This is a genomic window from Pseudomonas sp. LS2P72, assembly GCF_054897865.1.
This window is the reverse complement of the sequence record NZ_CM142708.1, coordinates 5,528,542-5,554,420: the sequence shown is the minus strand read 5'-3', so window position 1 is coordinate 5,554,420 and position 25,879 is coordinate 5,528,542. Positions and strand designations below refer to the sequence as shown.

Annotated in this window: 15 protein-coding genes; 6 read left to right on the top strand and 9 right to left on the bottom strand. The window is 58.9% G+C overall.

Features of this window, described 5'->3' with window-relative positions:
* Window positions 1-146 precede the first annotated feature (146 nt).
* The 5 genes from ACYZUA_RS25545 to ACYZUA_RS25525 form a co-directional block, all read right to left on the bottom strand.
* Window positions 147-1,481 carry a sigma-54-dependent transcriptional regulator gene (locus ACYZUA_RS25545; protein WP_111451942.1) on the bottom strand — a complete coding sequence of 445 codons (1,335 nt, stop codon included), beginning with the start codon at window positions 1,479-1,481 and terminating at the stop codon, window positions 147-149.
* A complete protein-coding gene (locus ACYZUA_RS25540; RefSeq protein WP_461964119.1) occupies window positions 1,475-3,241 on the bottom strand; it encodes a sensor histidine kinase in 1,767 nt (588 codons plus the stop codon). The genes ACYZUA_RS25545 and ACYZUA_RS25540 overlap by 7 nt, the downstream gene beginning before the upstream one ends.
* A gap of 116 nt (window positions 3,242-3,357) precedes the next feature.
* On the bottom strand, window positions 3,358-6,081 hold the full coding sequence (locus ACYZUA_RS25535) for an RHS repeat domain-containing protein (RefSeq protein ID WP_461961092.1): 2,724 nt from the start codon (window positions 6,079-6,081) through the stop codon (window positions 3,358-3,360).
* On the bottom strand, window positions 6,078-10,631 hold the full coding sequence (locus ACYZUA_RS25530; RefSeq protein ID WP_461961091.1) for a SpvB/TcaC N-terminal domain-containing protein: 4,554 nt from the start codon (window positions 10,629-10,631) through the stop codon (window positions 6,078-6,080). The genes ACYZUA_RS25535 and ACYZUA_RS25530 overlap by 4 nt, the downstream gene beginning before the upstream one ends.
* Window positions 10,632-10,866: 235 nt before the next feature.
* Window positions 10,867-12,390, bottom strand: a complete 1,524-nt coding sequence (locus ACYZUA_RS25525; protein WP_461961090.1) for a fumarate hydratase — start codon at window positions 12,388-12,390, stop codon at window positions 10,867-10,869.
* 452 nt (window positions 12,391-12,842) lie between these two features.
* Between ACYZUA_RS25525 and ACYZUA_RS25520 the strand changes: the two genes are divergently transcribed.
* The 3 genes from ACYZUA_RS25520 to ACYZUA_RS25510 are packed head-to-tail and all read left to right on the top strand — an operon-like array spanning window position 12,843 to window position 15,655.
* Window positions 12,843-13,949, top strand: a complete 1,107-nt coding sequence (locus ACYZUA_RS25520; protein WP_461961089.1) for a GGDEF domain-containing protein — start codon at window positions 12,843-12,845, stop codon at window positions 13,947-13,949.
* Entirely contained in the window at window positions 13,942-14,877 is a 936-nt protein-coding gene (locus tag ACYZUA_RS25515; protein ID WP_461961088.1) for an iron-sulfur-binding ferredoxin reductase, read from the top strand. Before ACYZUA_RS25520 ends, ACYZUA_RS25515 begins: the two co-directional genes overlap by 8 nt.
* Before the next feature lie 28 nt (window positions 14,878-14,905).
* A complete protein-coding gene (locus ACYZUA_RS25510) occupies window positions 14,906-15,655 on the top strand; it encodes an enoyl-CoA hydratase-related protein (RefSeq protein WP_461961087.1) in 750 nt (249 codons plus the stop codon).
* A gap of 122 nt (window positions 15,656-15,777) precedes the next feature.
* Here the strand turns inward: ACYZUA_RS25510 and ACYZUA_RS25505 are convergent, their stop codons facing one another.
* From ACYZUA_RS25505 to pyk, 3 genes are all read right to left on the bottom strand, one after another.
* On the bottom strand, window positions 15,778-16,983 hold the full coding sequence (locus ACYZUA_RS25505; RefSeq protein WP_461961086.1) for an NHL repeat-containing protein: 1,206 nt from the start codon (window positions 16,981-16,983) through the stop codon (window positions 15,778-15,780).
* Between the two features lie 283 nt (window positions 16,984-17,266).
* A complete protein-coding gene (locus ACYZUA_RS25500) occupies window positions 17,267-18,595 on the bottom strand; it encodes an NHL repeat-containing protein (protein ID WP_461961085.1) in 1,329 nt (442 codons plus the stop codon).
* A gap of 193 nt (window positions 18,596-18,788) precedes the next feature.
* The gene (gene pyk / locus ACYZUA_RS25495; RefSeq protein ID WP_046049690.1) at window positions 18,789-20,240 is read right to left on the bottom strand and encodes a pyruvate kinase; all 1,452 of its coding nucleotides are present in this window, start codon (window positions 20,238-20,240) and stop codon (window positions 18,789-18,791) included.
* 157 nt (window positions 20,241-20,397) lie between these two features.
* Here pyk and ACYZUA_RS25490 point away from each other — a divergent pair, with 157 nt between their 5' ends.
* Window positions 20,398-20,784, top strand: a complete 387-nt coding sequence (locus ACYZUA_RS25490; protein WP_123367855.1) for a tetratricopeptide repeat protein — start codon at window positions 20,398-20,400, stop codon at window positions 20,782-20,784.
* A 239-nt stretch (window positions 20,785-21,023) separates the two neighbouring features.
* Entirely contained in the window at window positions 21,024-21,383 is a 360-nt protein-coding gene (locus tag ACYZUA_RS25485; protein WP_461961084.1) for a PilZ domain-containing protein, read from the top strand.
* Between the two features lie 154 nt (window positions 21,384-21,537).
* Here the strand turns inward: ACYZUA_RS25485 and ACYZUA_RS25480 are convergent, their stop codons facing one another.
* Entirely contained in the window at window positions 21,538-21,909 is a 372-nt protein-coding gene (locus ACYZUA_RS25480) for a DUF6124 family protein (RefSeq protein WP_461961083.1), read from the bottom strand.
* A 468-nt stretch (window positions 21,910-22,377) separates the two neighbouring features.
* Between ACYZUA_RS25480 and ACYZUA_RS25475 the strand changes: the two genes are divergently transcribed.
* Window positions 22,378-25,806: a hypothetical protein gene (locus tag ACYZUA_RS25475; RefSeq protein WP_461961082.1), complete on the top strand. Its 3,429-nt coding sequence runs from the start codon at window positions 22,378-22,380 to the stop codon at window positions 25,804-25,806.
* The last annotated feature ends 73 nt before the right edge of the window (window positions 25,807-25,879 follow it).

Genomic DNA, 25,879 nt, shown 5'->3' with positions numbered 1-25,879 from the left:
CGGAAAACCGCTCAATTAACTCGTGGAATTGCTTTGCTTGAACCGGCCTCATCGCGAGCAGGCTCGCTCCCACAGTAGATTGGTGTACGCAGGACCATTGTGGGAGCGAGCCTGCTCGCGATGAGGCCAGAACAGGCACCGCAAAATCAGCTGTCTTGGAGAAACATCTCGCGCGTCAACCCATGTCGCTGCATCTTTTCATTGAACGTTCGACGCGGCAGCTGCAGCTCTTCAAGCACCGCTTTCACATCGCCCTTGTGCCGGGTCAACGCCGCGCGCAGACAATGCGCTTCAAACGCTTCCTGCTGCGCCGCCAGCGATTGCCCGGGATCGATCCCCACCGGTTCCGGTTCACCCAGCCCCAACACTTGTCGCTCAGCAACGTTCGCCAATTCACGCACATTGCCCGGCCAGTCGTGGCTCAGAAGGTGGCTCAACTGCGGGCCGCTCAGTGGTGGAAACGTGCGCCCCAAACGCTCGGCGGCATTTTGTGCAAACGACTCGAACAACAACGGAATGTCTTCACGCCGCTCGCGCAACGGCGGCAGCCGCAACTCGGCCACGTTCAACCGATAGGCCAGGTCCTCGCGAAAGCGTCCGGCCCGGGCTTCGTCCAGCAAGTCGGGTTTGGTCGCGGCGATGATCCGCAAATCCACGCGGATGCTCTGATTGGAGCCCAACCGCTCCAGCTTCTGCTCCTGCAACACCCGCAGCAATTTCACCTGCTGGGCCAGCGGCATGCTTTCGATTTCATCGAGAAACAGCGTGCCGCCGTCGGCGTATTCGAGCTTACCGATGCGTTTGCCCGAAGCGCCGGTGAACGCGCCGCTCTCGTGACCGAACAGTTCTGCCTCGAACAACTGCTCGGGGATCGCGGCACAGTTCAGCGCCACAAACGGTTTGTCGGCACGCGGACCAAAGTCGTGCAGGCAACGGGCAACCAATTCCTTGCCGCTGCCGGTTTCACCGCGAATCAACACATTGACCGGCAGCGTCGCCAGGTCCAGCACTTGCCGACGCAACGTCTGCAAACCACGGGACACGCCCAGCAACGTCGCATCGAGTTTGGCGCGGTTGTCCGCCTGCTCGTGCAGGGCGCGGTTTTCAAGCACCAGCCGCCGCTTGTCCAGCGCACGGCGCAGACTACCGAGCAGGGTTTCGGGGCTGAAGGGTTTTTCAAGGAAGTCGTAGGCGCCATCGCGCATCGCTTCGACCGCCATTGGCACATCGCCGTGGCCGGTCAGCAGAATCACCGGCAAGTCGGCGTCGCGCCGCTGAACCTCGGCCAGCAGTTCCAGGCCGGTCATGCCCGGCATGCGCACGTCGCTGAGGATCACCCCGGGGAAATGCTTCGGCAACTGCGCCAGGCATTCATCGGCGCGGCTAAACAATTGCACCTCGAACCCCGACAGGCTCAGCCATTGTTCAACGGCACTGCGAATACTGCTTTCGTCGTCGACCACCATTACTGAATTCAGCATGAGCCGGGGGCCTCCAGGTCGATGGGCAAGGTCACGGTGAACACCGCGCCGTTTGCATGATTGTCGGCGCTCAGGCGTCCACCCGATTCGTGAACAATGGCAAAGGATACGGCCAGCCCGAGGCCCAGACCATCACCCACCGGTTTAGTGGTGAAGAACGGATCAAACACGTTGGCCAAGTGCTCTTCGGCAATGCCGCCACCGTTATCGGCGACGGTCAGGCGCCAGAGTTGTTCGTCGGCTTCGAGACGGATTTCCAGGCGTTTGCAGGGTTTGTCCTGCATGGCGTCCAGCGCATTGCGCAGCAAATTGATCAGCACCTGTTCCAGGCGAATCGCATCGCCACGCACCCACGCCGGGCGCGTCAGGTGCAGCACCGTGCTGACCTGTTCATCGCGCAACCGTGTGTCGAGCAGCTGCAACGATTGGTCGACCACCGCCGCCAAATCCAGCCGTTCGCGCAGGCCGCTGGGGCTTTTGCGGGCGAAGGTTTTCAGGTGGCCGGTGAGGGCGGCCATGCGCGTCAGCATGTCATCCACCGGTTTGAGCGCCTTGTAAGCGTCGTCAACCCGACCGTGGTCGAGCAGCAGCCTCAGAGTAGCCAGCTGCATGCGCTGGGCGGTCAGCGGCTGGTTGATTTCATGGGCCAGCGCGGCAGACATCTGGCCGAGGGCGGCGAGTTTGGCCGATTGCACCAGACCGTCCTGAGCGGTGCGCAGGTCGCGAGTGCGTTCTTCCACCAGTTGCTCGAGCTCTTCACGACTGCGTTGGCGCAGCTTGGCCAGACGCCAGCGCTGATTGAGGAACAGCAACAGAAACACCACGGCCAGCCACAACCCGGCGGCGGCGAGCCCGGCGTTACGGCTGTCTTCGAACGCGACTTGCGGGCGGCGCAGCAGGTGCAGCGTCCAGCCTTCAGTGCTCAGCGGCAGCGATTCCCACAGGTAATTCGCCGTCCTGTCAGGACCCACGACCCGCGTCAAATCACTGTTGTCGTCGAAGCGCCGCACCGATTGATATTCGAGCGGTATCAGCGGTTGTTTATCGTATTGGCGGGTGGCCTTGAGTTCGGCGTGATCGCTGTCACTCAGCGGTTTCAACAGGCGATAGCGCCAGCCCGGCTGGTTGGCGATGAAGATAATCCCGCGTGCATCGCTGACCAGCAGCGTGTCGCTGCCCTGACGCCACTCGCGCTCAAGTTCCGGGAATTCGAGTTTCACCACCATGGCGCCGAGGAACTGGCCGTCGTCACCGGTGACCGCGCTGGACAGGAAGTAACCGGGAATGCCGCTGGTCACGCCCACCGCATAAAAGCGCCCGGTGCCTTGGGTGCGTGTCTGGCTGAAATAGGGGCGAAAACCGTAGTTGTGACCGACGTAACTGCTGGGCAGGCGCCAATTGCTGGCGGCCACGGCGAGGCCGGTGTGATCCAGCAATTCGAGGGTCGAGGATTGCGCCGCACCGTTGATTTTTTCCAGTTTGCGGTTTAGTGCGTCCTGCTGTTCAGCGGATACCGGGCCGTCGAGGGCGCCGCGCAACTCCGGGTCTAGCGCGAGGACGGCGGGTAGGGCACGGTAGCGATCGATCAGGGTGTGCAGGGAGTTGGCATAGAGCGCCAATTGCTGATTGGCGCGGGCGGCGTCTTCGACCAGCGCCTGACGTTCGGCATGACGTATGGCCAAGGTGGCGGCAAGGACCGCCCCGGCGATGATCAACAGGGTATACAACGACAAACGCACGGCACGAGCAGTTGGAATCATGCTGTAGAAAACACTGGGAATACGGGCGCGCACGATAGCATGCCGTCCAGACTTGTTGCCGATGCCCGCCGCTCCACCGCACCTTGATTGGACGATGGTCGATACGAGTGGCGCGTCTAAGCTGCTTTTCGTCGTTGCCGTTCCAGAAACCTGTTATCCGTGGTGCCAGCCTCTCTGTAGAGGCGCATACGTTCCTGACTCCGTTCTATTTTGGCCAGAGTGACCTTGGTCTGATTCTCCAGACCAGCGAGAGAAATGGGCTGAAGGGTGCTTTTAGGGGTCATGTAAGTGACGTTGGGTAATATGTCGGCGGGATAAATGACGTCAGTGCCTAACTTTTTAAAGTTGATTTTAGCTCTAGCCCAGCGTTGTTCGGTGGTGGTTTTCCAGTCGACAAGCATTTTGTCGATTTTGTCGATTTTTACAGGCGTGAGCCCGTTCTTGATGTCCTCCGCTTCCTGAACCCGAGAGCCCAAGGCTATTAGCGCGCTGACTCCCGGGACCACTGATCCAACGAATCTGCCAAAGAACGCGAGAATTCCCTGGTCGAGGACACTGCCGTTGTCGCTGCTCACATCAAGCCCCGCCTGGCGATCGATCTCGGCGATGGTCATTGTTGATGTTTGCGGTATGAGTGGACGCACCAGCTTGAAGGGCGCACGGATCGTTACTTCTGATTCGTCGGCCAGGTCACCACCGGCGTTTCCTCCGATAAAACCGACGGCATAGGGATCAAGATTGATGTCGACTCCAGGTAACAAACCGCCAATTGCCTCGCTACCGTAGAAGCCACCAAAGAACGCTGTTGTACCGCTTAGGCCTTCGCCAAGTGTATTTTTCAGCAGACTCTTTGCAATACCGCTTTTACCGGCGATGTTTTCGATTCGCTTAAGGGTTGGCATGACGTTTGAAACGAGGCTCGAAATGAAAAGCGCGTAATTGTGAATTTCCCATTTTTCTTTTGATGCTCCGAAACCGTCCACGTAAAGCAGCGGGTTATTCCCCACAAATGCATACAGATTGAGCCCATCCACATCCCCCAGCGGATCCGGATTGACCCACCGCCACAACCAAGGCGCGTAGTACCGCAGCCCGTAGTAGTAAAGCCCGCTGACATCCATTTCCTTGCCTGAGTAACGGATGGTTTTATAGCTGACCTCCAGTGCGGAATCCGCCGTCAGCCACGCGGTGCCGCCGAAGGGGTAGTAACCTTCGTGGCTGATCAGGCTAGCGTGTTGATCGAGCTCCATGAGGCTGGAGCCCAAAGGGTCGTCAAGGCTGTAGCGCAATTGATCGGCATCGATCCCGTCGGGCTTTGCGCTGACCCAATGCAGGCATCGCACGCTACCGAACCCGCTCGGCAAGGTAATGACGTGCAGCTCTTCGCCGTTGTCGCGTTTACGGATCTCCAGCCCCGGCCAATACATCACTTCGTGAAAATGGCTGGTCGATGGCGTATGCCATTGGTGGCATTTGTAGACGCGTACGCCCTGGCTATAGCGATAGGTTTCTTCATCGTCGGGTCCGTCTTCGCGTTTGACCAGCGTCACTGATGCCAGTTGATCACGGCTGCTCCACTGCAAGTCGATTCCCGAATGCAAGGCCCGGAGATTGCCGTGGCGGTCAAACAGCGCAGGAAAATCGGGTACGGGGTCTCCCTCTTTCCCGCGCACGCCACGGTTGCTCGATGGGTCAATGAGCATCTCTTGGGTGTAACCCCCCACGGCACGGCCATGGATCAGCTTGTTCAGGTTGCCACCGAGGTCGTACTCATACGTCTGGTGATAGTTGAGATGATTGTTGGGATCGCTCGGTAGCGGGCGGCCCGGCAGGTCAGATGTCGGGGGCGCGTCATGGCCGGTGGCACTGATCAACCGATAGAGCGAGTCATAGGTGAACTCGCGGTGGCCATCCATGTGCTGATTGGCAAAGAACCTGGTCTGGAACGTGTGATCGTCGATGCGCAATACGTTACCGACCCGATCATGGACATACTCGAGGTTCTGCCGCAGGGCCGTTTCAGGCACACCGGCTTTCAAGTGCTTGAGCCGACCATCCACTGCGTCGTAGATCCAGCGGCTGACCACCTTGTTTCCCGCACGCTGTTCGATGATCTGACCGGCGGCGTTGTACTGGGCATCTTCCAGAATGGGCAACCAGGCGTCCTCGGGCTTGATCCGCAGTTGAGTCTTTTTCAGCTGCCCGGCAATGTCGTAGCGCAACTGTTGCTGATGATTGCCGGCATCGGTCTGGGTCAGCATCGCACCGAGAGGGCTCCAGGTACGGCTACCGACAAAAACCTTGTCGGCAATCTTTCGGGTTTCGCGCAACGATTGGCCCTGCAGGCTGAAGCTGCTGAGCTCAAGCCCACCAGAAGAATCGGTTTGCTTGATCATCTGGCCACGGAGGTTGCAGCCGGGGTCGCCTGAGGCGTCGGCATACATAAAGGTTTCGACGTTCGGTTGACCGTTTTCCTCGATGGCGAGCGGGCGCAACTGAGGGTCGTAGGTGGTGCGCCAATGACTGCCACGTTGATCCCAACGCTGAAGCTCTTCCCCGGCGAGTCCGGCCAGGCTCAAGCGCCAGCCGGCATCTACAGAGCAGACCTTCAGCGGCTCGCCGGAAAGTCGGTAGGTCGTGCTCAGGTTGGGCACGATACCAAACAGGCGCGGGTCCGATTGTTCGAGCAGTCGTCCGGCGGCGTCATGCCGTTGTCGGGTAATCAGGGTTTCCAGTGGCCCGTCGATGACCTTGCGCAAGTACTCGATCTGGCGAATCGGTAAACCCCGACTATCAATGACCGTCAGGTTCGGGGTCCGCCAATGAACGGTGGTCGTCATGGCTTGCCTGCCTTCAACTCACTTTCAGGCGGCGCAACGTAGGTGTCATTGAAATCCAGGCTGGTGGTGTACCAGGGGTGGATGATCTCGAGCGCGACATCTCCTTTGGCGTTGATGACTTTATTCTGGCGACCCAGCACGTCGTAAAAGTTCTGATCGTGATGGCCGAACTCACGGAAGGAATGGTCATTGATATAGCGATGTCCATTGGCGAAGTAAGGGCGAAATACCCGAACAGTCAGTCCTTTGTTGTTGTATTCCACACGTTCGCTGACGCGCCAGCGCGGATCGGCGTGCGCGACTTTTGGCTTGCCGTCTTCAATCACCAGTTCACCGTTTTCCACCACAAAAGCCTGTCCCGGCTCGACCAACTGTTTGGTCTGCAGTGGCCGGCCGAAACCATCCACAAAGGCTTTGACGATCTGGATTTGCTGCAGCTCATCATCCCAATAGCGGTCAGCGGTGAGGACGACGCTGTGCACCGGTTCGCGGGGAACCGTGTGGATCAGGTCGAGCAGCGCTTGCTCAGGCGCGGTCAGGGATTTGAGCCGGGACAGGCGAAGGCGGGCGCTGGCGCGAATGTGCAGACTTGGCAACACGTAGCCTTGTGCAATCCAGGCGGTCAGCCAGTCAGGTGTCTGCCTGACGGAATGGGGGAGTTCGCCCATCCAGCTGAACAGGTCCTTGCGCAATACGCTGGCCGCATTTTTTAGGGTGTCTTTCGGATCTTCGATGGCAGGGTCCGGACGGTGGCCCACAGGGGGTACGTATTCGCAGATGGGCCGAAAACCCGTTTCTTCGCCGTTTTCAGTTCCATAAAAGCTGATGACAAGGGGTTGTCCGGACGGCTCGTAAAGGGCTTCCTCGACATTGTCATTGGCATCGATGCTGCGCATGAGTTGCAGGGCGTGATAGTCATATTCGAAACGGGCTTCGCACCCGTCCGGCTGCGTGATGCTTTTCGGCAGCAGACAGTAGGCGTCGTAGCGGGCTGTCGTGATGCCGTAACTGAGCGTTTCGTTGTACTCCATCACTTTGTAAAAACTATCGAGCTCGCCGTACTTGGCAAAACCATACCGGGACGACCATAGGTTTCTCTCCTTGTCCTCTTCCTTGTCTGCCTCCTCGTCTACCCCCAGCACCAGAGGCATGGCCGAATAGCCGATTTTTTCCAGTTCGTCCCGAATAACGAGCGACGGCACCGTGTCGTAGGCTTGCAGTGCTGTCTTGTCCAGTTGGGCAATTTCCAGCGGTGCCCGCAGTGCCTCGAAATCGGCTTTGCCATCGGCAAGTACTGTTCGATCGTCAGTCTTGAGGTAGCGATGTACCGACTGCGTGGTCAGTAGCCGCTGAGCGGCCCATTCGGGCGAGGCGTACAGCTCGATAAACCGTTCATGGGAGATATCTGCCGGGGTAAGTCCTGCGGGTGCCGTTCCCTTGGGCAAGACCATTGCGTTGCCACGTTGCAGATAGGGCAGACCCAGTCGCCAGCCTTGCAGGTCCTCCTTCAAGTGAATGAACTCGGCGCGGGTTTCGCTCAGGTAATAAGACTGCTGTGCCGGATCGTGGGCATCAAGCCACCATTTCTGTTCATCGACATCGCCAAAGGGCGGTTCATCGCTGGCGGTTCTGCGCCGTGCATAGCTGACCGTGATGGCATGCACAGGCAGACCGAACTCGTCATGACCCAAGGTGATTTCATGTCGGCACAGCGGGTCATTCTCGAAGCGTTCGTACTGGTAGCTGATCTTTTCCAGTGGCAAGGGCAGCATGATCGGGTACGCGTCATGGTCTCCTTTTTTGCGTAGCTCGCGGACCTTGTAGCGGCTTTCCTCCACGGCGAAAGGCACTGCCGTGGCCAAGTCGTCGTCGGCGGCGTAGGTTTCGACCCGCAACACCGACCCGGCAAGGGCGCGGGCGATTTCGTGGGCGGTGGCTTCGTCGGCGGGTGGGACGGGATCATCAAAGTGGTCGTTGCGGTGATACCGGCAAAACAACGAGGGCTTCAAGGCAAGGGCTTCGGGATCACGATTGAAGTAGCCATCGCGTGGCAGGTCGATCTGCCGTCCGGTGTGAAACCAGGTGCAGACCAGCGCCGGGGCGGTAAAACCGATGTCATCTTCAATTGCACCGGTTTCACTGTCGGTCTGGCGCAGCAGCCCGAAACCGCGAAACTCGCGGTTCCGGCCATCGTAGTAACCCTGCAAATACTGGAAAAACTGGTTCAGGCGGTTGCCGGTGATTTCATCGAGCTGGCTTTGTTGCTTGACCACGGGCACCGGGAACGGCAAGTAGGAAATCGGCAAACGTTTGAGCTTGAGTATCCGATTCTTTTCATCCAGCCATTCCTGCGCCGAACTGCGATACACCACCTGGGTGCTGCAGCCCATGTTGTTGTTACTGGCGACCAGCATGTAAGGCTTGGCACTGACGAAATCGTAGCGCCAGTGCCGTGGCTTCATGTGCGGCACGGTCAAAATCAGGCTCGCGCAACCCAGGCCTTGCAGGTCGGCGAGGGTGACCTGGCACAGGTTGTCGTAGCGGATGCCGTCGGGCCAGGGGACTGTGACCGGGGTTTGCTCCAGACCATTGCCGCCGTGATTGAAATAGATCTCGAAACAGTCGGAGTTCAGATAAATCAGTGCCGGTGCACCGGAGCCGTCGAGGTCGGCAATCCGCACCCGCGCCGCGTCGAATGTCGCGTAGTCGAAGGGCAGGGCACTCATGACAAAACCCTTGCCGAACCGACCGTGACCGAGGTTCGGCCAGCATTTGATTTCGTCGTGCCGGATGCGGCACAGCTCGGTCATGTCACTGCCCAGCAAATTACCCAGCATCACCAGTTCGCTGCGCGAACTGCTGAACAGCGGCAGGCGGTCGGTGTCCGGTTTGTGCTCGACGTCCTGACCCGGGGCGAAACCGTCCTCACGCCGACTGGCGTACAGACGCACGCTTCGCGGGCCGATCAGCGCCATCGAGCTGAGCCCGTCGCCCATCAAGTCGCCAGACTGTGAAAGCGTGTGGAAGAACTCGACCGGGAACGCCGTAAAGGGAATGAACCCTGACCAGCTGCGATCGGGGTTGAGGGTGTGGAAACCGCTCATGCCGGGTGAGGCGAGGATCCAGTCGAGCCGGCCGTCGCCGGTCAGATCGGTCAACGCTTGGTAGGTCGGTTGATTGCGATTGGCCACGGGAATTTTGGACAGTTCCGTCCAAGGGCCATAGTGGATGTCATCGCCCCCCGTCAGCGCGCGCAAGGGTTCGCGGTAATACCAGCTCTGGTCATAACGACAGATAAACCCCGGCACGCCTTCACCGAACAGATCGACGCATTGGTGGTGCGCGCCGTCCTCGATGCCGGGCATGTTTTCGAAGGGGAAGAACGGGCTCGACTGCTGATTGAGTTCGAAGCCCGAAAAGTCGAACTCCACCGGTGGCATGTTTTCTACGGCGCCGCTGGCGTCGTACGCCTGATAGTGCGCCGCTACCAGTTGGGTGTATGCCAGGGAAGTCGTTTGGTATTGCAGCAGCAATCGCCGAGTCAGCGCCGGTTGTTGTTCCGGTTTTGCGGGGAAATGGTGAAACATCAAGACCTGATGGCAGAGGCGTCGGGTGCCCAGTTCGAAACCATAGGTGTAGCTGTGGAAGGGGTCGCTGCGCAATTGCCATTCACCATAACCCTCGCCGGGATTGTCGAACGGTGGGCCGTAGAGCGGTTTCTTTTGCAGATCTCGGGTGCGTTCGCCGTAGTCGAACACCAGGTGGAAATGCCAGTTCAGAGTCGCCGGATTTTCCACCGTCCAGGTGTACAGGTCTTTGCTGGCCAGGGCATTGCCGTAATACACCCGGTGCAAGTAGCGCTGGGCACGATAGTCGTGCGAGTCATCCGGGGAGTGAGTCTGATCTTCGGGTTTGTAGTCGAAACAGATGTGTTCGCCATGAGGGTTCATGCTTTCGAGCAGCAACCACACACCGATACGTTGCGGTGCGTCAGGGGCGGTCGGGTCGACAGGTTCGGCACGGCGCGAAGCGTCGGTCTTGCCGTAGACATGAAGACTGCCATCGGCCCCGTGCACCAGCCAGAAGGGCGGTTTTTCCTCCGGTTGCCAGAGCTCGATCAGGTCGAACGAACTCTCGATCCGCGGCCAGTAGCGCACCACGCTGTGCTCGCCGATGGAAAGGCCGCGATACTCACTTTCTATTCTGGACTTGGGCTTGCCGTCGTTATCCAGTTCGGGCATCCACTCCTCGCCGCCGGGGCCGACCATGATGTCGGTGGCAAGATAATCGGGCACTCCCTTGCTGGTCCGGCGAGTGATGGCACTGGTGCCCAAACGCCAGCCAATGCCGAACGGACCGTTACCGCCCTGGCTGTCATAGCTCAGCGCCATGGCGGGGTCGAAACCGCGCCCGCCTGAAAGGGGCAACGGTAACTCGAATGAAGCACTGCCCGTTACGCCGACCGATCCCCAGCTTTTGCCAATCGTGGCAAAGGAAATTCTCTTGTCGATGGAGGGGGCAGTAATGCTCAGGGATGCTTGCTCTTCCATGGGGCTGATCCTGTGTCGGCTTTGCGCTCTCCCGTAGCAACGGTGTCGCGAGATAGAGCGACGCTAACAAAATCAGGGAAAGGTGTGACCTGTCAGATCTGACAGGTGAGGCGGGTTTTTTTAGACCGAATACGGTGAAAAACACTGCTCTTTATCGCGAATGGTAAAAACGTTGCCAAAAAAAACGGCCGGGTCATCTATAAGACGACCCGGCCGTAGTGGCAGGCTGAAGCGCTTACTGCACTTCCACCGCCAGGCTTTCACTGATCTTTTTCTGCCAGATGGCAGGACCGGTGATGTGTACCGACTCACCCTTGCTATCAACCGCAACGGTAACCGGCATGTCTTTCACGTCGAACTCATAGATCGCTTCCATGCCCAGTTCGGCGAAAGCCACCACGCGGGATCTCTTGATGGCTTGTGCCACCAGGTAAGCTGCGCCGCCGACCGCCATCAGGTAAACGGCTTTGTGGTCCTTGATCGCTTCGATCGCGGTAGGGCCGCGCTCGGATTTGCCGATCATGCCCAGCAGGCCGGTTTGCTCGAGGATCTGACGGGTGAACTTGTCCATCCGCGTCGCCGTGGTCGGACCGGCAGGGCCCACCACTTCTTCGCGCACCGGATCAACCGGGCCGACGTAGTAGATGAAACGACCTTTGAGGTCCACCGGCAGGGTTTCACCTTTGTTCAGCATCTCGACCATGCGCTTGTGCGCGGCGTCGCGACCGGTGAGCATTTTGCCGTTGAGCAGGACTGTTTCGCCCGGCTTCCAGCTCTGCACATCTTCCGGGGTCAGGGTGTCGAGGTTGACGCGACGGGCCGATGGGCCCGCTTCCCAGACGATTTCCGGGTAGGCGTCCAGCGGTGGCGCTTCCAGCGAGGCCGGGCCGGAACCGTCGAGCACGAAGTGCGCGTGACGGGTGGCGGCGCAGTTCGGGATCATGCACACCGGCAACGAAGCGGCATGGGTCGGGTAATCCATGATCTTCACGTCGAGCACGGTGGTCAGGCCACCGAGGCCCTGGGCGCCGATGCCCAGTTGGTTGACCTTCTCGAACAGCTCCAGACGCATCTCTTCGATACGGTTCTGCGGGCCACGTGCTTTCAGCTCGTGAATGTCGATGGACTCCATCAACACTTCCTTGGCCATCACCGCGGCTTTCTCGGCGGTGCCGCCGATGCCGATGCCGAGCATGCCCGGTGGGCACCAGCCAGCGCCCATTTCCGGAACGGTTTTCAGCACCCAGTCGACGATCGAGTCGGATGGGTTGAGCATGGCCATTTTCGACTTGTTCTCGGAACCGCCGCCCTTGGCCGCCACGTCCACTTCCACGGTGTTACCCGGAACGATGGAGTAGTGAATAACGGCCGGGGTGTTGTCCTTGGTGTTTTTACGAGCGCCCGCCGGGTCGGCGAGGATCGAGGCACGCAGGACGTTTTCCGGCAGGTTGTAAGCCCGGCGCACGCCTTCGTTGATCATGTCGTCCAGGCCCATGGTGGCGCCATCCCAACGTACGTCCATGCCCACGCGAACGAAGACGGTAACGATGCCGGTGTCCTGGCAGATCGGGCGGTGGCCGGTGGCGCACATCCGCGAGTTGATCAGGATTTGCGCCATGGAGTCACGGGCCGCTGGCGATTCTTCGCGCAGGTAGGCTTCGTGCATCGCCTGGATGAAGTCAACGGGGTGGTAATAGGAAATGAACTGCAGGGCGTCGGCAACGCTCTGTATCAGGTCGTCTTGCTTGATCACGGTCATGAGTCGCGCTCCTCTAAAAGACGGGAACATTCAATAAGGTGCTTGCAGCTTGGGTGCATCGGTCGGTTGCAAGCACCTTTACAAGGCACGCCGGGGCTGCTGGCGCGACGCTAAAAAGGCGCGGCAGTATAACGCGCCTCGGTTCCAGGCACACCCGCCGGTAGTCAATCTCGTGGCGAGGGGATTTATCTGTGGCGAGGGGATTTATCCCCGTTCGACTGCGAAGCAGTCGCCAATCCGACACACGCGATACACCTGATGCACCGAGGTGCAGCTTTCGGGGCGGCTCCGCCACCCAACGGGGATAAATCCCCTCGCCACGGGTCATGACATTGACGCCAGTTTTCCGCCCTTAAAATTGAATGGTCATTTATCAGGCACGCAACTAAAGTGGCATTCGGTCTGTAGAGTAGGACACTCAAGCAGCCTCCCTTCGCACGGTGAGTCAACGATTGACCCATAACGCCATCCAGCGCTTGTTGCTCAAACGCTTCGCCCTCGCAGCCGGCACCTACGCCCTGGCTTTGGTGCTGTTGTGGCTGGCGTTTTTCACCGGTCATTACGATGAATCCCTGTCCAACGTGGCCATCGGCAGTGCGCTGGTGGTCATCAGTCAGGCGGCGTTGTTTGCGGTGTTTTACAGCGGCTGCAACCTGCGTTTTTCCGACCCCAGCCTGACTGAAGCGCAAGTGTTGCTGGGGCTGGGTTGGCAAACCTGGCTGATCGCCAATCTGGACGAGGCACGCGGCGCGTTCCTGGTGTTCTACGTGCTGATTCTGCTGTTCGGGTTGTTCCATCTTTCGCGCATTGCCTTTCTGCGGTGCGCGCTATTGGTGTTCGTCAGTTTCAGCGCGATCACGCTGTGGGAGGGCTACCACTTCCAGTTACCCGACCCGGCACTGGCCGCGTTGCAGGTGTGCGTGCTGCTCATCGTGTTGGTCTGGCTGGAACTTTATGCCCGTCACGTCCAGGCCTCCCGTTTACGCATGCGTCAGCGCCGATTTGCCTTGCAGGCGCATCAGGACACCCTGCGCGGGATGATGCGCCAGCTCGAAGACCTGGTGGCCACCGACGAACTGACCGGGCTGTTCAATCGCCGGCATTTCCTGCGCCTGGCCTCCCGTGAGCTGAAGGCCATGGACGCCGGTGTCGTGCATGGCCTGGCGCTGATCGACCTCGACCATTTCAAACGGATCAACGACGTACACGGCCATGCCGCCGGTGATCAGGTGCTGCAAGCCTTTGCCGCCGTGGCCACCGCCTGCTTGCGCGATGGCGATGTTCTGGCCCGTTACGGTGGCGAAGAATTCGTCGTGCTGCTGCCCGATTGCAACGCCGAGCGCTTGACCTCCTGTTGCGAGCGGCTGCGTATTGCGTTCACCGATGTAGAACTGATCGGACTCAACGTCGCCCATCTCAGCTTGTCGGCGGGCATGACGTTGCTCGAACTGGGCGACGATCTCGATGAAGCCTTGCAGCGCGCCGACCAGGCGCTTTATCGCGCCAAGCGTGACGGCCGCAATCGTTGCGCGGCGGCGTGGGAGAACGTCGATGCCTGAGTTACGGGTCGGCGAACGCCAATGGTCGGTGGCGGCGGGCAGTAACCTGCTCGATGCGTTGAATCAGAACGGCGTATCGGTGCCCTACAGCTGTCGCGCCGGCAGTTGCCATGCGTGTCTGGTGCAATGTGTCCAAGGGCTGCCGAATGACAACCGCCCCGACGCTCTGAGCGCAGACCAGCGTCAGCAAGGCTGGCGCCTGGCGTGTCAGTGTCAGGTGGTCGAGGACTTGCAGGTGCACACCTTCGACCCTCAGCAGGATGGCCGCCCGGCCGAGGTGGCGGCTGTCGATTGGCTGAGCGCCAGCGTGTTGCGTTTGCGCCTGACCCCCGAGCGTCCGCTGCGCTACAGCGCGGGGCAGCATCTGGTGTTGTGGGCGGGCAACGTGGCGCGGCCATATTCCCTCGCCAGCCTGCCGGAAGAAGATCGCTTTCTGGAGTTCCACCTCGATTGTCGCCAGCCGGGTGAATTCAGCGACGCGGCGCGGCAATTCAAGATCGGTGATTCGATTCGTCTCGGCGAGTTGCGCGGCGGGGCATTGCATTACGACCCTGACTGGAGCACCCGAGCGCTTTGGCTGTTGGCTGCCGGCACGGGTTTGGGACCTTTATTCGGTGTCTTGCGCGAAGCGTTGCGGCAGGATCACCAAGGCGCTATTCGCGTCATTCACCTGGCCCATGATGCCGAGGAACATTACCTGGCCAAACCCCTGCAAGCCATGGCCGCCAGCCGCCCGAACCTGAGCATCGAACTGTGGACGGCGGCCGAGTTGCCAGAGGCTTTGGCACAACTGCGGCTTGTTTCACGGCAAACCCTGGCCTTACTCTGCGGGGCCCCTGACAGCGTCGACGCCTTTGCCCGGCGCTTGTACCTGGCGGGATTGCCGCGCAATCAACTGCTGGCGGACGTCTTTGTTCTCCGCGGTTGAGCGCTGATTTTCAGACGCGAGACCGACCATGAGCGATGCCATCCAATTTGAACGTGAGCGCGGCCTGCTGACTCTGCGCCTCAACCGCCCCGACAAGAAAAACGCCCTGACCCGTGCCATGTACAGCCACTTGGCCGAAGCGCTGAAACAGGCGGATTCCGACCCGGAAATCAACGCCGTGCTGATCACCGGTTCTACCGAGTGCTTCACCGCTGGCAACGACATCGCCGACTTCATCCAGCAACCGCCGAGCAACCTCGACAGCCCGGTGTTCCAGTTCATGCTCACCCTGCTCGAATGCCGCAAACCGGTGATCGCCGCCGTGGCCGGCGCTGCGGTGGGCATTGGCACGACGATGCTGCTGCATTGCGATCTGGTGTATGTCAGCCGCGATGCGCGCCTTCGCATGCCGTTCGTTAATCTCGGGTTATGCCCGGAGTTTGGTTCCAGCCTGCTTCTGCCGCGATTGCTCGGGCATGCTAAAGCCGCCGAGTTGTTGCTGCTTGGCGAAGGTTTCAGTGGTGAGCAGGCCGCGCAGTGGGGCATTGCGACCGAAGCCTTGGACAGTGGCGAAGAGGCATTGGCCAAGGCGCGGGAGATGGCGTTGCGTTTCGAGTCGCTGCCACCGGAAGCGGTGCGTATCAGCAAGCAATTGATGAAAGCCCCGGACCGCGAACAACTGCGCAAGGTAATAGAAGAAGAGAGTGCACAGTTCACCCAACGGTTGCGCTCGCCGGAAGCGATTGCGGCGTTGACCGGGTTCATCAAACGCCATTGATTCTGCGGTGCCTGCTCGCGATGAGGCCCGCCCAGGCAACACATCTTCCAGCCCCGGAAAGCAAAAAGCCTCGCCATTCACACGGCGAAGCTTTTCGTTGTGCACCCCGACAGACAAGATCTTTATGCCAGGAAACGATGCATCCACTGGCCACGGATGACCAGCAAACGCCCATCGTTTTGTGTGGTAATCCGGGCGTCGGTGTCGCCTCTGGCCTGGATCCACCAGCCATTTTCGGCAAAGTCGGTGTCCAGTTCGCCACGTAAAGAGAATCTTGCGATAGCCAGCGAGGAGGGTTGGTTGTGGGGTCTGGCGTAGGCGACCAACGTCATATGATCACTCGATGTCGTGGCATCGACCCAGCTCATGTTTGTACCGGGCACTGGGGTGTACAGGTCGTTGCCGCCGTTGAAGTCAGGGTTATTCTGGCCTCCCTGTGTGCACGACGACAGAATCCCCCGGGCAGTGTTACTCGCGTCCCCCGCCCAGCCGCCCCCAAGCACAATGGTGCTGTCTGCAACTGTGATCGCGAAATGAGCGTGCGCCTGCTTACCGTCGACCGTGGTGATCCGGTAACCCTGCGTGCCATATCCGCTGTCAATGGCGCCACTGGCGGTCAGTCGGGTGGTGAAGCCGCTGTAGCGATCGAACTGGGCAGTCCCTCCTGCGAAAATGACGTTGCCCAGGCTGAACAGATTGACCACACGGGTCATGCGTGCATTGGGAGGCGTGACCAGCACATAGCCGGTGTCATTGAACGTTTTGTCCAGTTCACCATTAGCGGTGAGGCGGGCGATGCGGCTTTCGCGGTCCGACAGTGCGACGAAAATGTATTTGTCCTGCACGGTTGATCTCACGGTAGTTGTCAAGCCATGGCCATTTTCATGGTCATCAAAGACAACTACCTTGCGGCCCAGATTTCCGAACCCTTCGTCCAGTGAACCATCGGCATTGAACTGCGTCAGGCCGATAAACTTGCTCAATGCGGTCTTGCCGTGTAAGCCGACCACCAGAAGCTTGCCACTTGGCAGAACATGAATCGCCGAGGCGACGGTGCTTTCAGCATCGACTGCATACATAACCCTGGCGAAGCCATCGGTGCCGAAGCCCGTGTCTGCATCGCCGTTCTCCAGGCGTCGCCCCAGGAAAGTCCCGGTCGAGGTCTGCACGGTGACAAGGCTGGTGTTGTGGTCATTGCTGGCATCGAACACGATAGCGCTGGCGGTCGCGATTTCATTACCTACCCGCAGTTCCAGCACGCCGTCGTTGCCAAAATCAGGGTCCGGGGTACCTGACCGCCGTGAAGTCCGAGATTGAACAGTGCTCATGATCTTTAGTCCTTAAGAAGATGATAAATGGCTTGGTCACTGCCCGGCATGTCTTGCAATCAAGTGCCGTTACCCAGCATCGGGGCTTATTCAGCGCCCGGGGATGAGGCCTGTCTACTGTCAAACCTGACAGTAGACAGACTCTGATTTTGAGGTTTTCCGTGTTCCAGACGAAAAAAAGCCCCGCCATTCACATGGCGGGGCTTTTGTTTTTCAGCAACCGGTCAATCAGACCATCTTGTCGCCAACGTGCAGGATCTTCATGCCGTTGGAAGTGGAAACGTTAGCCGTGATACCGCACTACAACGCCACTGGCCACGTCGTCTGATACTCCACCAATGACAATTTTGCCTTCTTGCAAGAGCACCGCAGCAGCCCAGGCGGTTTGGCTACCTAAGCGCGTTCGCGTCCAGCCGAGACCATTATTGAACTCTGTATCCAGTTTTCCCGTTTTATCAAAACGGGCGACGACGACATCGAAATTTCCCGAGTCCATTTGCTTGTCTATGGCCCCGGCAACGACGAGTTTTTCGTTGGTATGACGCGTGGACGCTTTCCAGAGCGTACTGCTCTGACCCAATTGCGTGTTGAGCGGTTCACCGCCATTGAAGTCAGGACTCATCTGGCCGTTTTCTTCCAGCATCAGTAATTGGCCCAAGTAGGGGGCTCGATTGGAACCGCCGACGCTTAAAATACGTCCCCGCTCTAACGGGATAATTGCCACGGCTCGTGCTCCACCAGGAAGTTCAATATGGCTCTCGATAATCTCGAATCCCTCCTTTGCGAACGACGTATCGGATTGGCCCTCAGGACTGTAGCGAGCAAAGAAGGTGTCGACTCTATTTAATCCGACGCGGTGGACGCTGCCGCAGGCAACGTATCGACCTTCTGAATCGACGGTGACACTTTGAATTTGTGTCTGGTCCTTTTCATACCCTGGAACGATGACAGCGAGATAGCCAGCATTGGCGAAGCCCGTGTCTAGCGAGCCATTGGCATGCGTGCGGATGATCAGGCCATAGGTTGGCCGGTCTGTGACAAAGTAGTGAGTCAGCAGAATTTTCCCGTCATCAAGGATGTTCGCCGCCCCTTCGAGCGTGCCACCGCTGCTCGTTGAGTCTGCTTGAAAGGCGTCCGGCCGATTCTGGTCGGATAATGCACCTGGGGGAGCGGGGAGGCTGATGACAATTTTGCCGCTTCCATTTTCTCCAAACGCGGTGTCAAAGTTTCCCTGTAAATCAAGCTGGGCCAACGCCGGTTGGTCACCGCCAGATACTGCTCCGATCAGCAGCAGTTTGTTACCTGACAGAACTAGCTGATGCGCATACGAAGCTCTGTTTGTCTTGAACACGTTGATGACATAACCGTTGTCGCCAAAGCCGCTGATGACGTCGCCTGCCGAGTTCAACGCGGTGATGAAAAACTGTGAAGTGCCAGACGCGAAGTCCGCGGACCCACACACATACAGTGTGTCGTCAGGTCCGTTGATCACCGAGACAACGCGTGATCTCAATGCTCCAGGTACGTTGATTCGTACAACGCCGTCTTTCCCAAAGGCAAAGTCGATTTGGCCGGGCATATTTACTAGGCGGACTGGGGTTGAAATAGACATTTTACTCTCCGTGGCATGTGATCAAACCTCTGCATGGATTGCAGATGCCAATGACTAAAACGGGTTGGAGAGGAAATGGATACTGTCATAGTTGACAGTTGGCCTATGGCTATCACTGAGGCCTTGAATCCAGGTAAAGCAAAAAGCCCCGCCATTCACATGGCGGGGCTTTTGTTTTTCAGCGATTTGAAACTCAGACCATCTTGTCGCCAACGTGCAGGATTTTCATCCCGTTGGTGCCGCCGATGGTGTGGTAGCTGTCGCCCTTGGTCAGGATGACCCAGTCGCCTTTTTCGACTACGCCGCGCTTGAGCAACTCGTCGATCGCGGCCTGGCTGACTTGCTCAGGCGGCAGCGATGCCGGGTCGAACGGTACGGTGTAGACGCCACGGAACATGGCCGCGCGGGCCTGGGTTTCGCGGTGCGGGGAGAACGCGTAGATCGGAATCGAGGAACGGATGCGCGACATGATCAACGGCGTGTAGCCACTTTCGGTCAGGGCGATGATCGCCTTTACGCCTGGGAAGTGGTTGGCGGTGTACATGGCCGCCAACGCGATGCTCTGGTCGCAGCTTTCGAAGACCTTGCCGATGCGGTGGCTGGAGGTCTTGCTGGTCGGGTGCTTTTCAGCGCCGATGCAGATGCGCGCCATGGCTTGCACCGCTTCCAGCGGGTACAAACCGGCAGCACTTTCAGCCGAGAGCATCACGGCGTCGGTGTAGTCGAGCACGGCGTTGGCCACGTCGGACACTTCGGCGCGGGTCGGCATCGGGTTCTGGATCATCGACTCCATCATCTGGGTCGCCACGATCACAGCCTTGTTGTGGCGGCGTGCGTGCAGAATGATTTTCTTCTGAATGCCCACCAGCTCGGCGTCGCCGATTTCCACACCCAGGTCACCACGGGCCACCATGACGGCGTCGGATGCATTGATCAGCGCGTCGAGGGTTTCGTCGTCGGCCACGGCCTCGGCGCGTTCGATCTTCGCCACCAGCCAGGCAGTACCGCCGGCTTCGTCGCGCAGTTGACGGGCGTATTCCATGTCGGCGGCGTCACGCGGGAAGGACACGGCGAGGTAGTCGACCTGCATCTCGGCAGCGAGCTTGATGTCGGCCTTGTCTTTTTCAGTCAGGGCCGGTGCGGTCAGACCGCCACCGCGACGGTTGATGCCTTTATGGTCGGACAGCGGGCCGCCGATCAGTACGGTGCAATTCAGCTCGGTGGCATTGGCCGTATCAACGCGCATCACCACGCGGCCGTCGTCGAGCAGCAGCTCGTCGCCCACGCCGCAGTCCTTGACCAGATCCGGGTAGTCGATGCCGACGATGGTCTGGGTGCCTTCGGTCAGAGGATGGCTGGTGGAGAAGGTGAATTGATCACCGATTTTCAGCTCGATCTTCTTGTTGGCGAATTTGGCGATACGGATTTTCGGGCCTTGCAGGTCACCCAGCAGGGCGACGAAGCGGCCGTGCTTGGCAGCGAGGTCACGCACCAGCTTCGCGCGAGCCTTGTGCTCGTCGGGGGTGCCGTGGGAGAAGTTCAGGCGGGCGACGTCCAGGCCAGCCAGAATCAGCTGTTCGAGAACTTCCGGCGAGTTACTGGCCGGGCCAAGGGTAGCGACGATTTTGGTGCGACGGACGGACATGCATAGACTCCTGAGTTCAAGCGCTGAGTGAGGCTACTATGGTCTCCGGTTGTAGTCATTGTTCATATGCACTACTTATTCGTTTGTTTATTGAAACGAACATTCCTGAAGATTTCGCGTCACGGGTCGATACAGAGCTCAAGACAGGAGATCCCCCATGCGATTCGTGCTCATTGCCGCCCTTGCCATCAGTGCCCTCAGCGTCACGGGCTGCACCCGTTGGTCGATGAACCATCATTTGAATAACGCCTATAGCGCCTACGACCGCGGCAATTGCGAGCAGGTGACGCTCGAACTGTCCAAAGTCGAACGCGCCAGCAGAGCGCGGCCATATGTGTGGCCGGAGGTGTCGATGTTGCGCGGGTTGTGCCTGGAACGGCAGAAACTGTTTGTCGATGCGGCACAAACCTACCAGTTCATCATCGCCTCGTACCCGCAAAGTGAATACGCCTTCCGCGCTCGCGCTCGTCTGGAAACCTTGCAGTCGCTGGGCCACTATCCGCTGCGCAGTGCGGCTGCGGTCGTGCGCCCGACGCAGTTCTAAAGGTCAAAGGCTGGCTCACCGGCGGTGGTGAGCTATAGTCCAATTGATCGGTTTAGAGCCTTGCCTCTAATCGACGCAACACCTGTGATCGGCAGGAGTAAGCGGCAGCGGCTTTATGGACTGTCGCACCGGGATCGGGGAGAGCGCGCCTATGTCTATGCCTATGTAAGAAATAGAAGCAGGCCCGTTCCGAAGCATTAGTGCGGCTCTGCTTAAGAGCCTTGCTGGGCCATTTGCGCATGTTTACTGACCGCCGGATCGAGCGGCATCAACTGCCGTATTTTCTAAGAGTGTTCAACAGCGTCACCGACAAACCCATCGGCTTTCTGGGCAACGTGTCCGAAGACGGGCTGATGCTGATCAGCCAGTTGCCGATGATGATCGGCGCCGATTTCGATTTGCGCCTGAAAATCCCCGCCAGCAACGGCTGCATGCAGGTCATTGATCTTCAGGCGTGTTGCCTGTGGTGCCATGAAGACACGACCCCTCACCACTATGACGCCGGGTTCAGCCTGCAACGGGCACCGCCGGAATATGGGCAACTGGTCAGCGCCTTGAAGCGATACTTCAGTTTTCAGTCGTTGCCTGCTTCGGCCTGAGTTCTGCGGCGCACTCACTATCGCTATCGCGAGCAAGCTCGCTCCCACAGTAGGACGGTGGTGATCACAAATAGTGTGTTCACTGAAGTTCCAATGTGTGCGAGCTTGCTCGCGATGGCGTCAGTTCAAACAATACATCCTGAACGGATAAATGCTAAGGCGTCTTGATCGCCTGTTCGTTCTCCAGCGACCTCTCCACCAGCATCAACCCCAACTCACTCAACTGATAAATCGCCATCGCCAGATGTCGCGGCTTGTCGTCCAGGCTTTCGGCCAGGTCGAGCAGCAGAATGCTGACCGACGAAAAGGTTTCGTAGGTCTGGATGGTCAGGGCTTCGGCATTTGCATCGGGGACGACGGTGAACATTTCCATGGCACGGTCCTGGGATGAACGGAGGGGGTTGATATCGGGTTTGAGGTAATGGTCCAGCGCCTTGTCGGCGGCGGCGTGGAGCTTTTTTGAATCAAGGGTGGAGTAGGGGGAAACCGGGTCGGTTTCGGGGGGATTCGGTGTTGCCTTAAACATGATCATTGTTCCTTTTAGTGGAGCTGCCACCGTCTCGCGACTAAACGAGGGGTGGCGGCTGTACGCAGGTTAGTCGACCGGGAGGAACATGAAAAAACCGGCGCGCCCGAGGGCGCCCTGCGCACAGCCACCATTGAGTGCGGGGATAGGGAATACCCGACTGAATGACGCTTATGCACCTTCATGTTACCTACCGGGCGACTAAACCCGATCGCTGATTGGCAGCGACGCGGATCAAGTTACGGGGCAATACCAAGGCGCACAAGCCGGCGGATTCTGACGGATCTGTAGGCAACGGCGCAAGGTGCTGTAGCCGCGGACTGAGGCGTTGAAAACATTAGGGAAAGTGACAAGGTGTAGGCTGACCGTTCGTCGGGACTGTCATATCTGACAGGTGTTTTGCGCACTGCCTTCAGGTTTTAAATGGCTTCAATAAAGTGGCTGTACGCCTCGCATCGGAGCGCCATCATGCTGGATCAACCAGATCAACCAGATCAACCAGATCAACCAGATCAACCAGACACTAATGTTTCTGAGCAGGACGCGACGCTAAGTAGGGACACAATTGGCAAGCCGGTGATTCTTCATCCAACTAGAGATACCGCCGTCTCCGGTCCTTTGGTTATTGCCTGGGGCAAAGGGCTAACCACCGATGATCCGGTTCAGGTATTTGAAATAGTCGATAACAAGCGTGTGCTGGTGGCGGTGGGGAGGGCACTCAATCTGTCTTGGTCGGCGGAATGGATCTCGACCACAAGCTCGAGAGTGAAGACGATTGTCGTCACATCCCCCGGCTCTGAATATGAAAGTGATTCCGTCACCTTTCCGTACAAGTACGAGGCGCGCAACATCGAGCCCCCGGTAATCGACAGTCATCAGAACGGCGATTTAGTCGACAGGAACTTGGTGATTGAGGGCACTGGGCTAAGTAGCGCCTATGTTCAGGTATTTCAGGACTTAACAGAAAACCTATTAGGTGTTGCGGTCGTGGGGGCGCTCGATGGCGAACCCAAACGCTGGATGACGATACTCTTCAATCTCCCCCCTGGCATGTTCAGCCTCACGGCAATGCAGATACTTATGTTGAACGGATCACCGCCCGGCATACCACTGACGCTCAGAGTCCGCCCCCCCAAGTTACAGCGACCCACTGTCACGTACCCATCGTTTGCAACAGTAAGGTTCTCGGGGGCCGGGCACACGGAAGCTCTGGTCGAGATTTTCTATTCTGGTGGGGGGGGAGGCGTTCAAGCTCAAGGTACCGTGGTTGATGACAACTGGACGGCGGAAAAATCCAACTGGCTGCCGGGCACGTATTCAATGGCTTTACGGCAAAGCGTCTCCGACGGGGTGGGCGGTCGGATCTATTCCGAGTGGGGGGCAGGGATCCCCGTTGACGTTCCCGTGCCCGCCCCGACCGTAAACACACCCACCCTGGATGGACAAATCCCGACGTTCACCGGGCGAGGCAACGTCTGGACGGGGCAGACCGCTGCCAGGATCGAAGTCCGGCTCAACGGCGGCACTCATAACTCTCTGCCGCTAACAGATGTGACCGCTAGCGGTGGATGGACCGTCAAGGCTACTGCCAGGTTGGCCCCCGGTACTTACACGGTCACTGTCTGGCAGTGGATGAACCACCTCTTGTCCATTGAGGTAAAAGCGCCCAATCTGATCATCAAACCTGACCTCCCGAGCTTCTCCAAACCGGATGCCGACGTGTCCGTGGCGGTGGAGACAGAATTCGTGGGCGCCACCTGGCCGAATGCCGATGTCGTCGTGCGCTACAAGGATGGGTCGACGATAAAGGCGCTCAAGTCCAACCTCACGACAGGGGAGTGGAGTTTTAACGTCACGCTGACGTCTCCCGGTCGGGTCACCGTTCAGGCACAAGCGACGTTTGGCGGACAGGTATCCGGCTGGAAGGATCACACCTTCACGGTCAAAACCCCGGTGCCGGGCATTACTTACCCGCAGAACAATGACGAGGTGGGTTTCAAACTCATCGTCCGGGGCACGAACGCTTTCCCGGGCAGCACAATCAAGGTGTTCGACGCTACGAGCAGCAACAAGGTGTTGGGGCAAACGACCGTAACGACCGCAGGTGCCTGGGCGGTTGAGCTCGACAAGGAGTTCGAGAAAGAGGGGCCGCAGGTCATCTATGCCGTGCAACAGTTCGGGACGTATGCATCCGAACGCAGTGTCCAGAGAACCTTCAACGTCAAGGTGGCGGTGCCGATCATCACTACGCCCGCTGCCAATGGCCGATTTGCTCGCAGCAGCGAGGTGGCGGGCATCGGTATACCCGAAGCGTTGGTCACGCTGAAGATTGGCAGCACGGAGATTGCATCGGGCATTGTGGTGGGCGCGGATGGCCATTGGCGCCGGACTGTGAACCTGTCGACCGTGGGCTCGACAACGATGGTGGCCGAGCAGAGTTACAAGGGCGGGAAGCGGCCCAGTATCGATCGTGTGTTCACCGTCGTACCGAATGCGCCGGTGATCGAAAGCCCGAGCGGGGGCGAATTCGTCACGCCAGCGTGGGTAGTGGCGTCCGGGGCGGGTTATCCCGGCGATACGGTGATTGTGACGCGGGATGAACACTGGTACGACATCGGTAGTTTTGTGGTGGATGAGCATGGTTACTGGTCTGGCAAATTGACCCATACGCTGGGAGGGGCAGATCCTTACTTGTATCGTGCACGCAGTACCCTCAATGCCGTGGTGTCGGACTGGAGTGTCGCCAGCGTGACGTTGCTCGCTGCCGGGCCGACCCTTTACGAACCGGCCGCCGGTGACTGGGTGGGTGCCCAACCGTTTTACCGGGGGCTGGCCACGCCGGGGGCGGTGATCATCGTTGCCTCCTGCTTCAACCCTGCGCTGGTGCTGGCGTCCACGACTGCCGATCCCAACGGGCGATGGGAGATACAGAGTTCGCAGACGTTGCCGGAGGGGGCTTGCCGGGTCGTGGTGCGACAAATCTCTGGTGGCGTCGTGTCGGAGTGGGTCGAAAGCGGGCGTTTTATGGTGGAGAAATTGCCCAGGGACTTCACGGCACCGACGATCGATTATCCAAAGCCAGGTGACCGCGTGGGGCGCAAGCCGGTGATGTCGGGCAGTGGTGTGCCAGGGGCGTATGTTCAGATTTTTAAAGCAGACCACCTGGCCGAACTGGCCGGTGGTTTCGTGGACCGCGAGGGGCGTTGGACGGCCAGTTTCACGGCAGCGTTGCCGGTAGGGGCGTTTACCTGTTCTGTGAGTCAGTTCCGGGATGATGTGTCGTCGGCCTTGCGGCTGCCGAACCGGACGTTCACTGTGGTTCAGGTACCCGCCAATTTTCCAGGCCCCGTCATTACCGGGCCGCAGATGAACGAACAAGTCGAAGTGCAGCCACTGATCAGCGGTACTGGCATGCCGGGTGCCCGTGTCGATGTGCACAAGCACAACAACACGACGGCCGAAGCCAGCGCCATCGTGAATGCACAGGGCGTATGGTCGCTTCGTCTGCCGGTGCTGGCTGTTGGGCAGTATCAGATGGTGGCGCGACAGTTTATCGACGGCCAGTTCTCAGTCTTTTTCGGCCCGATCAACGTCACCGTGACCAACACAATCAACCCCTTGGTCATGCTCAGCCCACAGAGCAACGCTCAAGTCTCTCCTCGCCCATTGATCCGCGGCACCGCATTGCCGGGGGCGACCGTGAACCTGCGCAAGAACGGTGACGCTCAAACCGATTACGGCACGGGTGTGGCGGACGCTCAGGGGCATTGGGCGATCGTCGTCACACGTACGTTGCCAATTGGCCTGTTTGTCATTACCGGGAATGTAACCAAAGCAGGGACAACGTCTGGCTGGATGCCGGTGCCCGTCCAACTGTGGGTGGTTAACGCGGGTTGAATGAGCGTGTCATGTCGATGCGTGAATTCTCAGACAAATGGTCGCGTCTACTGTCATTTATGACAGTAGACGC